Genomic DNA, 11,776 nt, shown 5'->3' on the forward strand with positions numbered 1-11,776 from the left:
GCCTGAAACCTGGAATGCCCGATGGATGGTCACAGCTGCTGCCGCCTGACGTTAGCCGAGGTAACAAGCAGGTAAACACGCAGATCAGGCCGGGTCGACGGAGCGATAGGCAATTCGTAGCATCGCCGTGAGCGATGAACTCCCTGGTGACTCCGCAATTCGGGGGCAACATTCCGGTGCGGTGGGTGAACCGGCATTCATGAGATAACTCACCCCGGTGTAACGCGAGATAGGAAGCCCGCGCGGTACCGCGCAGCCCTTCGTAGAGTGGAGGTCGTGTTCACCCCTCCCGCCTCCATCGGCGACGCGGCGATCGCCGCCGCGGTCACCGGCCAGTGGCTGGCCGCGGTCGACGAGATCGGTTATCTGCCTTGGGGATTCGGTGCGCATCATTGGCGGGTAAGTGGCGCGGGCACAGTGTTGTTCGTCACGCTGGATCAGCTGGAGCCCCGGCATACGGCGCGCTCGCTGGAGGCGGCCTACGCCGGGGCCGCGGCCTTGGCGGCCGGTGGTCTGGAGGTGGTGTGCGCGCCGGTGCCCGCCCGGTCCGGGCGTTTCACCGTGGATGTGGGCGCGGGTGTACTCAGCGTGACGCCATGGCTGGACGGGCACAGTCCGAGTGGTGCGGTGGCGAGCGAGCCCGGCCATGTCGCGACGGTGGTCGGGGCGCTGCACGCCCTGCACGCCGCCGCGCCGCCCGCCGGTCTGCGGTGCTGGACCCCGCAGGTCGGGTCCGATTTTCCCGCCGAGCTGCGCGAGTCCACCGCTGAACCCTGGACGAGCGGCCCGCTGGCCGAGTCCGCCCGCCGCGCCCTCGCTGAACGGCACGCGCACATCACGGGCTGGACCCACCGCTATCTGGAGCTGGCCGAAACAGCGGTGGCCCAGCGCGATTCATGGGTGCCGACGCACGGTGAGCCGCACGGCGACAATCAGGTCGTCACCGCCGCGGGCCTGCGGTTCGTCGATTGGGAGTCACTCGCGTTGGCGCCGCGGGAACGCGACTACGCGGACCTGCCCGCGAGCGCGCCCGTGCCGCGCGACCCCGCGATGGCCGAACTGTTCGCCTTGGACTGGCGGTTGTCCGAGATCGCCGAGTACGCACGATGGTTCGCCGCCCCGCACACCGGCTCCGCCGACGATCACACCGCGCTCACGGGTCTCTACGAGGAACTGGCCGCCGGCTGAGCGGACGCTACGGCGACGATGTCCGCGAGTCGGACGATCTCGCCGCGCGCGCCCCAATTGCCGTCGGGGATCTCGTTGATGTGCACCCACGCGGTGCCCGCCTCGGTGAAGCGGGCCGGGTGCTCGTCTGCGTCCGCCAGCACCCGGGTGACGCGGCGCACCATGTCGTGACGTTTGTCGTCGTTCAACGAGCCCGCCGGAACCCCGACGCGCACCACGTATTTCGGCTTCTCGCCGGTGGGGAGCTGGCGGCCGCCCACGAACCACGCGTCGATCTCGTTGACCACCAGCCAGGAGATGGACCGGGCCGCTTCGGTGTCCGGGGCGCCCTCGGCGAGCATCACCTCCGAAACCAGCCGGCTGCCGATCTTCTCCCGCTGTTCCTGATCGAGCGAGTCTTTGGGAACGAACAATTCCACGAACGGCATCAGTTAGTCCTTTCATTGAACTCTCTATGACTCGGCCACCGTAGCTCGAGTGAGTTCAATGAATCAACCCTCTACACTGAGGGCATGCACAGGACCAGCTTCGCGGAGATGCACTGCTCGATCGGGCAGTCGCTGGAACGGGTCGGCGAATGGTGGACGCCGCTGATCGTGCGGGATATCTATCTGGGCCTGCACCGATTCGACGACATCGCCGAGAACCTCGGCATCTCCCGCAACCTGCTCACCCGCCGGTTCGACACGCTGGTCGCCGACGGGATCGTGGAGCGCCGGGTGTACCAGCAGCGCCCGCTGCGGCACGAGTACCACCTCACCGCTGCCGGGCAGGAACTCGTCCCGGTGCTGATGGCGCTGATGGCCTGGGGTGACAAGTGGGCCACGCCCGCGGGCGGCCCACCGGTGCGGCTGGAGCACGACGAGTGCGGGCAGCAATTCACGCCGGAGGTCTGCTGCTCGGCCTGCGGGAAACCGGTGACCGCGGACGCCGTGACGGCGCTGTCCGGACCGGGTGCGGCCGCCGGCCCGGGAACCACGGTGCTCGCACGCCGCCACGACCTGCCGGCGTATCGGCCGGGGACGCCTACAGTGTGATCATGAGCGACGAGCGACCGGAACTTGCTGCCCAGCTCGACCTCGAACCGCATCCGGAAGGCGGCTGGTTCCGGGAAACCTGGCGCAGCCCCGTGGAATTCACGCCCCCGGGCTACTCCGGCCCCCGGGCGAGCGCCACCGCCATCTACTTCCTGCTGCTGCCCGGCGAACACTCCGCGCCGCACACCGTCGTCTCGGACGAGATCTGGATGTGGCATCGCGGCGGCCCGCTGCTGTTGAACATCGGCGGCGAGGAGGTCGTCCTCGGCCCCGATATCGGAAGCGGCCAGCGCCCGCAGATCGTGGTGCCGGGCGGCGTTTCGCAGTCGGCGCGCCCGGCGGGCGACGACTACGTCCTGGTGAGTTGCGTTGTTGCACCTGGTTTCGACTTCGCGGACTTCCGGCTCGACTGAGGGCCGCCGGAGGGCTGGGTCCGCTGCGGCCGCCGCAGGAGCAGCAGCGCGCTCAGCACGAGCAGCGTCACGACGCCCACGCTCACTCCGATCAGCAGCAGGCCGCGCGCCGGAAGGTACCAGCCGGGACCGTCCTGCTCGAGCATGCAGGCATCGGTGCGGCAGCGCGTCACCTGCAACGGGTTGACGAACGCGGCGAACAGCACATAGAACGCCAGGCCGAGTGCGGCCGCGAGGACCGGCACTGCGGCCAGCCGGGGCCGCCGCCGCGCCATGCCGGCCGCGGGGGCCAGCAGCGCGCCCGCGCCCAGTGCGACCGCGACGTCGAACCACAGGAGAACACTCGAATGGCCGGGTGTCTCCGGACCGCGCGGACGTCCGTCGACTCCGGTGGTCGCATAGGGCGAGCTGTCCCGGAATTGAAAGCCGATGAGGTCGAACAGGATCAGCGCCAGCAGGCCCGCGCCTATCGCGTAGGCCGCCCAGCGAGTCCAGCGAACAGTGGTGTGCCCCTCGGCTTCCATGCTTCCCCCTCCGGAATCCCCTTCGAGCTTAACGTGGACGTACAGAGCCACCAGATCCGTTGCAGCAACAAATAGGGGCAAATGTTGCGCACCCGGCCTCCTTTGGTAGCGTCGCGGATGTGGCTGCCGCGTCGAAATCCTCTGTGACCCCGCCCGATGTCGACGACAGCATCGAGTCGCGGATCCTGGACGCGGCGCTGGTCCAATTCGAGTCGGTGGGGTTCAAGAAGACGACCGTCGAGGACGTGGCGCGCAAGGCGGGGGTGGACCGGGTCACGGTGTACCGCCGGGTGGGTTCGCGCGACGATTTGGTGCAGGCGGTGGTCGGGCGCGAGGTCCAGGCGGTGCTCACCGAGCTGGCGGAGCTGCCCGAACGCCACGACGACGCCGGTGATCTGGTCGCCGACATGTTCGTCACGGTGCTCACGCGCTGGCGCGATCACCGGCTGGCCCAGCGCATGCTGACCCTGGAGCCCGCCCGGGTGATCGCGAGCCTCACCACCGAGGGCGCGCCCGCGTTCACCCTGTCGGTGGCGGCGGCCGCGGCGGCGGTGCGGCGCGCCACCGAACGCGGTGTGCTGCCCGAGATCCCGGACGCGATGACCCGGATGGAGGTCGCGTGCCGCGTGGTGCACTCCTTCATCCTGCTGCCGGACATCACGGTGCGCTTCGAATCCGACTCGGAGATGGCCGAATTCGCGCGCACCTACCTGCTGCCGCTCGTCACCGGCTGACTATCCGGCGGGTTCGTGCACCCCGGGCGCGAGCTCGGCGGCGTAGAGCTCGGCGATCGCCGCGGCGTACTTCGCCGCGATGACTTTCCGCTTGAGCTTCATGGTGAGCGTGATCTCGTCACCGCCCGGCTCCCAGAACACCGGCAGCACCCGGAACCGTTTGATCTGCTCGACCCGGGCGAGCCGCGAGTTCCCGGCGGCGACCGCGGCCCGGAGCGCGGCGACGACCTGCGGGGCGGTGGTCACCGTCGGCGCGGACGCGTCGGCCAGCCCATGCCGCTGCGCGAGCAATCCGGCGACTTCGGCGTCGAGCACGATCAGTGCCGTGTTGTAGGGCCGCCCGTCCCCGAGCGCCGTGATCACCCCGATCAGCGGCGTCGCCGCCTTGACGGCGTTCTCGATATTGGCCGGCGACATGTTCTTGCCGGCGGCGTTGATGATCATCTCCTTCTTGCGGTCCACCAACCGCAGGAAGCCGTCGGCATCGATGGTGACGATATCGCCGGTGCTCAGCCACCCGTCGGCATCGACGGCCTCGGCGGTCTTCGCGGGTTCGTCGCGATAGCCGCGCATGACCAGCGGCCCGCGCACGAGCAGTTCGCCGTCGTCGGTGTGCTTGGCGTCCATGCCCGGCAGCAGCCGCCCGACGGTGCCGGGGGTGGCCTCGGCCGGGCTGCTGACGCTGCAAATGCAGGTGAGTTCGGACATGCCCCAGATCTCGGCGATCGGAATACCCAGCCCGGCAAAGAATCCCAGCGTCTCGGCCGGAATCGGCGCGGCGCCGGACATGGCCCAGCGGACCCGGTCGAGACCCAGTTTCGCGCGCAGTTCGGACAGCACCAGCTCGTCGGCGCGCGCCCACTGGGCTTCCAGCTCCGCCGGCACGGGCGTGCCCGCCAGCTGGTGCGCGCTGCGCTGCGCGGCGACCGCCAGCGCGGCCGCCATGGCCTGGCGGCGCGGTTCCTCCGGTTCGTTCGCGACGCCGAATTCGATAGCGGCCTTCAGCTTTTCCCAGACCCGGGGCACCGCGCCCCAAATGGTCGGCCGCAGCTCGGCCAGCGCGGGCGCGATCTGCTTGGGGTCGGCGACGCAGGTCACCTGGGTGCCGAAGACCTCCTGGAAGTACAGCGCGGTGAGCCGGTCGGCGATGTGCGCGGAGGGCATGAACGAGGTGATGGTGTCGCCGAACCGGATGCCGAGGACCTGCTCCACCGCATAGGCCTCGAACATCAGGTTGGCGTGGGTGGTCTCGACGCCCTTGGGGTTACCGGTGGTGCCGGAGGTGTAGATCAGGGTCGCGATGTCGTCGGGTCGCACACTGCGCCACGTGGTTTCGAAGTCGAAGTCCGGCTGTCCGGCGGCGAACAGTTCGGTGGCCGACAGCAGCCCGGGTGGCGCCTCGTCGACGCACACGATGTGTTCGACGGCGACGCCGCTGGCCTGGATCCGCTCGGCGTACTGCGGCTCGCACAGCACGACCCGCGCCCGCGCGTTGCCGAGCACGTGCGCGAGCTGCTCGGCGGACAGCGTGTTGTACACCGAGAACGAGGTGGCGCCGAGATGCTGCGCGCCGATCTCCAAGGGATAGAAGTCGATTCGGTTCGACATCATCAACGCCACGGTGTCGCCCCGGCGCACGCCGAGCGCGGCCAGGCCCGCGGCGGCCTGCCGGACGCGACGCGCGTACTCGCGCCAGGTCAAGGTCTGCGCGTCGCCGGGTGTCCGCAGCGCGACGGCGTCCGGATCCAGCGCCGCGTTGTATTGGAATGCGGCGCAGAGGGTTTCGAAGGGCGGGTTCACGAGGCGTTCTCCAGAACTCGGATGAGGCGGGCGACCCGCTGGTCGCGGGTCAGCTGATGGTCCAGGGCGATGTTGACCAGGCCGCGCAGCAGCGCGTACGGCTCCCAGCCGACGGGGGCGATGGTGCGGGCGGCGCGGGCGGCGATGCCGTCGGCGATGGTGCGCGCCGCCTCGGTCGCGGTGATGCGCACGTTCAGCGGCCAGGGCAGCAGGTTGTCGATATCGCGGCCCAGGGCGTGCCGGTCCAGGGTGGCGTGCGTCATCTCGGTGTCGACGATGCCGAAGTAGGAGACGCCCGCCGTGGCGCCGTGCGGGGCGAGTTCGACGCGCAGCGCCCGGCCGAGCTGCTCGACGCCGGCCTTGCTGATCATGTACGGCGAGCCGCCCATGCCCGGCGCGAACGCCGCGCAGGAGGACACCACGACCACGTGCCCGCGCGCGGCGACGATGTGATCCAGCGCGGGCCGGACGGTATTGAACACGCCGGTGAGGTTGATCGCGAGGACGCGATCGAAGGTGCCGGGGTCCATGGTGCGCAGGGTGGCCGGTTCCGGCACCACCCCGGCGTTCGCGATCACGACGTCGAGGCCGCCGAAATGCTCGACGGTGCGCGCGACGGCCGCGGCCATGCCGGCACGATCGGCGACGTCGGCCCCGATCGGCAGCGCGCGCTCGCCGAGCATCGACGCGGCGGCGACGGCGCCGATCTCGTCGATGTCGACCAGGGCGACCGCGGCGCCCCGGCGATGCAGGATCCCGGCCAGTTCGTAGCCGATACCCTGGCCCGCGCCGGTGATGAGCACGGTTTTGCCGCGCACGTCGTACTGGGTACCGAGAATGCGGCGCAGTGCGCTGCCGATCATGCGCTCACCTCGTAGGCGTCGATATCGAATGTGCTGGTGCGCCTGCGGTATTCGAAACTCCAGTTCGGATACAGCCCGGCGTTGTGGCCGCCCGGCGTCTGGTAGTAGCCCACGCAGCCGCCGGTGACCCACACGGTGTCGGTGCTGCGCTGCCGCATCTCCTCCAGGAAGCCCTGCTGCGCTTCGGGTTTCACCGCGACGGTGCGCAGACCCCGGGTGCGCACCGTGGACAGCGCGTCGACGATGTAGGCGATCTGCGATTCGATCATGAACACGGCCGATTGATTGCCCGCGGCGCCGAACGGCCCGAGCGTGCAGAAGAAGTTCGGGAAGCCCGCCAGGGTGGCGCCGAGATAACTCTGCGGCCGGGTGCGGTAGAGCTGCGCCATCGAGACGCCGTCGCGACCGGTGACGCGCTCGAAGGCGCTGGGGGTGGACGTGAATCCGGTGCCGTAGATGAGGGTGTCGATCGCGCGTTCGGTGCCGTCGCGCAGCACGATCGAGTGCGGCCGCACCTCGGCGATGCCGTCGGTGACCACCTCGACGTTGGGCTGATCGAGGGCGGGGAGATAGGAATCGGAGAAGATCGCCCGCTTGCATCCGATCATGTAGTCGGGAGTGAGCCGGCGGCGCAGTGCCGGGTCGCGGACCTGGCGCAGCAGTTGCAGCCGGCCCAGCAGCTCGTAGGGGTGCCGGAAGCGTTTGTCGATGAAGCCGGGGAGCCCGAAACTCTCGATGGCGGTGAACCACCCGGCGCGAATCGCCTTGCCCACCAGCGGCACCTGCCGCAGCAGCCGCCGTTCCAGCAGGTGCGTGCTGTGGTCCAGACGCGGCACGATCCAGGGCGCGGAACGCTGGAACAGTACGAGTTCGGCGACCCGGGGCTGGATCTCCGGAACGAACTGCACGGCCGAGGCGCCGGTGCCGATGACCGCGACCCGCTTGCCGGTGAGGTCGTAGTCGTGATCCCAGTGCAGTGAGTGAAAAGCCTTGCCCGCGAAGGTGTCCAGGCCGGGCAGCGCCGGATACTTGGCCTCGGCGAACAGTCCGGTCGCCGAGATCAGGAAATCGGCGGTGAGGTCACCCGTGGACGTGGCGATCCGCCAGTGCGCGGCCGACTCGTCCCAGCGGGCGTCGAGTAGCTCGGTGCCGAACCGGATATGGCGCACCACATCGTGTTTCGTCGCGACCGCGCGCAGATACGCGAGGATCTCGGACTGCTTGCCGTACTTGCGCGACCAGTCCGGGTTCGGTGCGAACGAGTAGCTGTAGAGGTGGGAGGGCACATCGCAGGCGCAGCCGGGGTAGGTGTTGGCCTGCCAGGTGCCGCCGAGGTCGGCGGCGCGCTCGAGCAGCACCAGATCGTCGAATCCGGCCTGGCGCAACTTGATCGCCAAGCCGATACCGCTGAAACCCGCGCCGACGATCGCGATGCGCCGGTGGGGGGTGGAAGTAGCCATCTGGACGTCGTCGTCCCTTCGAATCGCTAGAGGTCGAGAACCAGTGCGTCCGCCGCCGCGCGGGAGACACAGGTGAGCATGTGATCGGCGCGTTCGGCGTCGGGCAGCGTGCGGTCGCGGTGGTCGACCGCCCCGGCCAGCACCCGGGTCTTGCAGGTGCCGCAGAAGCCTTGGCGGCAGGAGTAGACGGCGCCGGGCGCCGCCCGCCGGATCGCGGCCAGCGCGGTTTCGTCCGCGCCGACGCGGACGGTGCGACCGGTGCGCGCCAGGGTGATGTCGAACGCGCGGCCGTCGGTCACCGGCAGCGCGGAGAAGCGCTCGGTGTGCAGCGAACCGGTCGGGTTCGCGGTGAACATGGCCCGCTGCGCGGCGGCCAGCACCGGCGGCGGACCGCAGACATACACGGCCGCACCGGGTTCGGCGCGCGTGAGCAGCGCGGCGATGTCCGGTGTGCCGAATTCGTCGTCGGGGCGCAGCTCCGCGCCCGGTAGTTCGGCGCGGAACGGCATCGTCTCGCGGGACCGGCCCAGATAGATCAACCGCCCCCGGGCCCCGGCCGCCCGCACCATCGGCAGGATCGGGGTGATGCCGATCCCGGCCGCGACGAACAGGTAGGACGGCGCCTGGACGAAAGTGAACGCGTTGCGCGGGCCGCGCACCCGCAGCGGGTCACCGGAGCGCAGGTCACGGTGCATTTCGACCGAGCCGCCGGCACCGTCCGCGAGGCGCCGCACCGCGATCCGGTAGGTGGACAGATCGTCCGGGTCGCCGCACAGCGAGTACTGACGCTGAGCGCCCGAGGGCAGGAACACATCCAGGTGCGAACCCGGCCGCCAAGCGGGTAGCGCCGCGCCGTCGGCTGAGCGCAGCGTGAAGGACAGCACGTCGACCGCCTCGGCGGTGACGCGGTCGACGACGAGGTTCAAGTCGAAGCCGCTGCGGCGCACCGGATCCGGCCGCGACAGCAGCGGCGCGGCGGACCCGGCGACGAAGACCTGCTTGTAGAGGTCCATCGCGGACGCCAGCAGGCGCAGGCCCGGCGGTGGCGTGAATTCGGCGGGCACGGTGGCGAGTTCCATCAGTGCCCGGCCGCCCGGGCCGCGGGGGAGTGCGCCAGGTAGCGCAGCGCCTTGTCCATCGGGCCGAGCTGGGACGGATGGAAGCCGCTGCGCAGGTAGCGCGGCAGCTCGGTGAAAAACGTTGTCCAGCTGGGGATCACGCCGCGCCGGGTCGCGCTGGCGAACTGGAGCGCCCAGTGCCGGCCCTTGCCCGGTGTGGGGTCGCTGCGATAGAGGTACGCGGTCGAGACGATGAACAGCGGCAGCAGCGTCGCGGTCGCCAGCACGGCGGTGCGGGCCCGGCGGGCGTGACTGCCGTCCAGATGCATGTAGGCGTCGAAGACGACGCTGCGGTGCTCGACCTCTTCCGCGCCGTGCCAGCGCACCAGGTCCAGCATGGCCGGATGCATGCCGCGCTCCTCGAGGATGTCGGCGTTGAGCAGCCATTCCCCGATCACGGCGGTGAAATGCTCCATCCCGGCGAACAATCCGAGCCGCTCGCGCAGCCACTCCTGGCGGGCGCGACCGCCGAGCCCGTGATCGCCGAGCAGCCGGTCCACCATCCACCCGATCGCGGCGACATACCCCTCGACGTCGAGCCCGATCGATTGCAGATGCACCCGCGCCCGCTCGTGGCTGCTGGCGTGCATCGATTCCTGCCCGATGAACCCCTGCACCTCCTCGCGCAGCCGTTCGTCGTCGATCAGCGGCAGGGCCTCGGCCAGGCACTGGGCCATCGCCCGCTCACCCTCCGGCAGTACCAGGTGCATGACGTTGACGATGTGCGTCGCCAGCACCTCGCCGGGGATGTAGTGCATCGGCACCGAATCGAAGTCGAAGTGGACGTCGCGAGCGTGAATCGCGTGCGCTTCGTCGCGGTAGGGGCGCCTCGTCGCGCCGGCGTTCGCAGCCATGACCAGAATCTACAGTGCAACATAATCTATTGCAATGTTGCAGATGATGGGTGTCTGCCGGCCCGGCTACGCTGACCGGGCTGCCTGTCGTGCAGCCCGACCGGAGGGAGTGGACTTGCCGCTCGAAGAATCGACACCCGTCCTGTTCCTCAGTGGGGCAGGGCTTCCCGCGTGGATCTGGGACGACGTCCGGTCCGCGCTGTCGGCCGAATCGGTGGTCGCCGCCTATCCGAAGCAGGCCGGTGCGAGCCTGCGGGACTACGCCGAGGCCGCGCTGGCCCAGGCGCCGCAAGGGCGGTTCACCGTCGTCGCGCACTCGATCGGCGGTGTGGTGGCCGCCGAGCTCGTCGCGATCGCGCCGGATCGCGTCGCCGCGGTGCTCGGCGTCGCGGCCTCCGTGCCCGCGCCCGGCACCTCGTTCCTGGGCGCACTGCCGTTCCCGCAGCGCTACGTCGTCGGTCTCATCATGCGGCTGGCGGGAACCCGCCCGCCCGCCAAGGCGATTCGGGCAGGCGTGGGCTTCGGCGTCGAAGAGGTCGCGCTGCAACGGCTGATCGACGACTTCGCGCCGGAATCCCAGCGCCTGTACCGGGATCCGGTGTCGCAGCGGGTATTCCCCGCACGCACCGGCTATGTGGTGACGACCGAGGACCGGGAGTTCCCGCCCGCCCTGCAACGCGGGTACGCCGCCGAGCTCGGTTCCGCACCCGCGCGGGAGCTGGCCACCGGCCACCTGCCGATGCTGCAGGAACCGGCCCGGCTGGCCCGCCTCATCGAGGAGCTGTGACGGGCTCCGCCGGCCGCCGCATGAGTTCGTAAGCGGACACCGGCTTTCCGTCGGCCACCGAGGCGGCGACGGCCCGGCGCCAGAACGCCTGCGCGGTCCGGGACAGGGTCGCGTCGACGCCGACCTCGGTGCTGGCGTCGATGATGTGCTGGGCGCCCGCGTCCATCATGCGCAGACCTGCCTCGTCGGCCCAGCCGCCGGCCGCGTTCGCCACCGAGAACTCCGCCATGAAATAGGGGAAGGCGGCGTTGGACCGCACGGCGAACGGAACGAACTGCGCGACATCGTGACCGGAGCGCTCGATCATCGCGGTGGCCTGATCGAAGGCGAGCAGCCACGGATGGAAAATGGTGAGCAGGCCCTGATAGAAGACCTGGGCCAGGCCGTCGTCCAGGCCCAGGTACTCCTGCGGGCTGAGCGGGCCCAGCAGGTCGGCGTGCGCGTCGAAGACCTCCCGGGGGCCGCTGTAGAAGATGTAGGACGCCGGGTGCTCGATGTTGTTCCCGGCCGACATCACACCGCCGGAGAGGAATTCCGCGCCGTGCGAACGGATCCACGCCCCGCCCTTGCGCGCCTGCTCGGGTGAATCCGAGGACAGGTTGGCGATGACCTTGCCCGCCAGGTGCCCGGTGACCGGTTCGAGGACGTCGTACATGGCGGCGTAGTGCGTGAGGCTGAGCACGACCAGGTCGTTGGCTTCGAGCGCCGCGCGCAGGGACTCGGCGGGGATCGCGCCCACCTCGGCGGCGATCGCGGTGGCCTTGTCGGCGCTGCGATTCCACACCGTCACCTCGACGCCGTCCTTGCGGAAGGCCCGGACCATCGCCCGGCCCATCGGGCCCAGGCCGATAACGGTGACGGAGCGCTGTTGCTGAGACATGGTGTGCCCTTTTCGGTTGCGGTTGCTGAGGCACCGATAGTGGCCCGGGCCGATCGGGCGGCGTAAGTACGCACCTTCAGGTGTGGCTGATTACGTCGAAGTACGCGACCTGGTGAGA

At 69.9% G+C, this 11,776-nt stretch carries 13 protein-coding genes; 5 read left to right on the forward strand and 8 right to left on the reverse strand.

What is annotated here, in order from left to right; all coding sequences use genetic code 11:
- Nucleotides 1–276 precede the first annotated feature (276 nt).
- Nucleotides 277–1,188, forward strand: coding sequence for an aminoglycoside phosphotransferase (locus AB0H76_RS10055; protein WP_357320040.1), 912 nt, complete (start codon nt 277–279; stop codon nt 1,186–1,188).
- On the opposite strand, the gene AB0H76_RS10060 is transcribed toward AB0H76_RS10055, so the two are convergent.
- Nucleotides 1,164–1,616 carry a hypothetical protein gene (locus AB0H76_RS10060; RefSeq protein ID WP_357320043.1) on the reverse strand — a complete coding sequence of 151 codons (453 nt, stop codon included), beginning with the start codon at nt 1,614–1,616 and terminating at the stop codon, nt 1,164–1,166. The two genes, AB0H76_RS10055 and AB0H76_RS10060, sit on opposite strands and share 25 nt — an antisense overlap.
- Nucleotides 1,617–1,700: 84 nt before the next feature.
- Between AB0H76_RS10060 and AB0H76_RS10065 the strand changes: the two genes are divergently transcribed.
- Entirely contained in the window at nt 1,701–2,225 is a 525-nt protein-coding gene (locus AB0H76_RS10065; protein ID WP_357320046.1) for a helix-turn-helix domain-containing protein, read from the forward strand.
- A gap of 2 nt (nt 2,226–2,227) precedes the next feature.
- Nucleotides 2,228–2,638: a cupin domain-containing protein gene (locus AB0H76_RS10070; protein ID WP_357320048.1), complete on the forward strand. Its 411-nt coding sequence runs from the start codon at nt 2,228–2,230 to the stop codon at nt 2,636–2,638.
- Here AB0H76_RS10070 and AB0H76_RS10075 read toward each other — a convergent pair.
- Nucleotides 2,575–3,162 (reverse strand): hypothetical protein, encoded by a 588-nt coding sequence (locus AB0H76_RS10075; protein WP_357320051.1) that lies wholly within the window; start codon nt 3,160–3,162, stop codon nt 2,575–2,577. The genes AB0H76_RS10070 and AB0H76_RS10075 overlap by 64 nt on opposite strands.
- A gap of 119 nt (nt 3,163–3,281) precedes the next feature.
- Between AB0H76_RS10075 and AB0H76_RS10080 the strand changes: the two genes are divergently transcribed.
- Nucleotides 3,282–3,896, forward strand: a complete 615-nt coding sequence (locus tag AB0H76_RS10080) for a helix-turn-helix domain-containing protein (RefSeq protein WP_357320054.1) — start codon at nt 3,282–3,284, stop codon at nt 3,894–3,896.
- Here the strand turns inward: AB0H76_RS10080 and fadD11 are convergent, their stop codons facing one another.
- Genes fadD11 through AB0H76_RS10105 form a run of 5 tightly spaced genes read right to left on the reverse strand, consistent with a single transcriptional unit; the run spans nt 3,897 to nt 9,991 of the window.
- The gene (gene fadD11, locus AB0H76_RS10085; RefSeq protein ID WP_357320057.1) at nt 3,897–5,696 is read right to left on the reverse strand and encodes a fatty acid--CoA ligase FadD11; all 1,800 of its coding nucleotides are present in this window, start codon (nt 5,694–5,696) and stop codon (nt 3,897–3,899) included. It lies immediately after the preceding gene.
- Complete coding sequence (locus AB0H76_RS10090) at nt 5,693–6,559, reverse strand: short-chain dehydrogenase/reductase (protein WP_357320060.1); 867 nt, start codon at nt 6,557–6,559, stop codon at nt 5,693–5,695. Before AB0H76_RS10090 ends, fadD11 begins: the two co-directional genes overlap by 4 nt.
- The gene (locus AB0H76_RS10095; protein WP_357320062.1) at nt 6,556–8,019 is read right to left on the reverse strand and encodes an NAD(P)/FAD-dependent oxidoreductase; all 1,464 of its coding nucleotides are present in this window, start codon (nt 8,017–8,019) and stop codon (nt 6,556–6,558) included. The genes AB0H76_RS10090 and AB0H76_RS10095 overlap by 4 nt, the downstream gene beginning before the upstream one ends.
- A gap of 26 nt (nt 8,020–8,045) precedes the next feature.
- Nucleotides 8,046–9,098, reverse strand: coding sequence for a PDR/VanB family oxidoreductase (locus AB0H76_RS10100; protein ID WP_357320065.1), 1,053 nt, complete (start codon nt 9,096–9,098; stop codon nt 8,046–8,048).
- On the reverse strand, nt 9,098–9,991 hold the full coding sequence (locus AB0H76_RS10105) for a metal-dependent hydrolase (protein ID WP_357320067.1): 894 nt from the start codon (nt 9,989–9,991) through the stop codon (nt 9,098–9,100). The genes AB0H76_RS10100 and AB0H76_RS10105 overlap by 1 nt, the downstream gene beginning before the upstream one ends.
- Nucleotides 9,992–10,106: 115 nt before the next feature.
- Here AB0H76_RS10105 and AB0H76_RS10110 point away from each other — a divergent pair, with 115 nt between their 5' ends.
- On the forward strand, nt 10,107–10,778 hold the full coding sequence (locus tag AB0H76_RS10110) for an alpha/beta hydrolase (RefSeq protein WP_357320070.1): 672 nt from the start codon (nt 10,107–10,109) through the stop codon (nt 10,776–10,778).
- On the opposite strand, the gene AB0H76_RS10115 is transcribed toward AB0H76_RS10110, so the two are convergent.
- Nucleotides 10,762–11,712 (reverse strand): NAD(P)-binding domain-containing protein, encoded by a 951-nt coding sequence (locus tag AB0H76_RS10115; RefSeq protein WP_357320567.1) that lies wholly within the window; start codon nt 11,710–11,712, stop codon nt 10,762–10,764. The genes AB0H76_RS10110 and AB0H76_RS10115 overlap by 17 nt on opposite strands.
- Nucleotides 11,713–11,776: the final 64 nt, after the last annotated feature.

Source organism: Nocardia sp. NPDC050712, assembly GCF_040654295.1.
In the GTDB taxonomy this organism is placed as follows: Bacteria; Actinomycetota; Actinomycetes; order Mycobacteriales; family Mycobacteriaceae; genus Nocardia.

Bases quoted from the DNA above. Each gene is read 5' to 3' on its own strand.
- AB0H76_RS10060 (WP_357320043.1), bottom strand. From the start codon at position 1,616: ATGCCGTTCGTGGAATTGTTCGTTCCCAAAGACTCGCTCGATCAGGAA.
- AB0H76_RS10065 (WP_357320046.1), top strand. From the start codon at position 1,701: ATGCACAGGACCAGCTTCGCGGAGATGCACTGCTCGATCGGGCAGTCG.
- AB0H76_RS10070 (WP_357320048.1), top strand. From the start codon at position 2,228: ATGAGCGACGAGCGACCGGAACTTGCTGCCCAGCTCGACCTCGAACCG.
- AB0H76_RS10075 (WP_357320051.1), bottom strand. From the start codon at position 3,162: ATGGAAGCCGAGGGGCACACCACTGTTCGCTGGACTCGCTGGGCGGCC.
- AB0H76_RS10090 (WP_357320060.1), bottom strand. From the start codon at position 6,559: ATGATCGGCAGCGCACTGCGCCGCATTCTCGGTACCCAGTACGACGTG.
- AB0H76_RS10095 (WP_357320062.1), bottom strand. From the start codon at position 8,019: ATGGCTACTTCCACCCCCCACCGGCGCATCGCGATCGTCGGCGCGGGT.
- AB0H76_RS10100 (WP_357320065.1), bottom strand. From the start codon at position 9,098: ATGGAACTCGCCACCGTGCCCGCCGAATTCACGCCACCGCCGGGCCTG.
- AB0H76_RS10105 (WP_357320067.1), bottom strand. From the start codon at position 9,991: ATGGCTGCGAACGCCGGCGCGACGAGGCGCCCCTACCGCGACGAAGCG.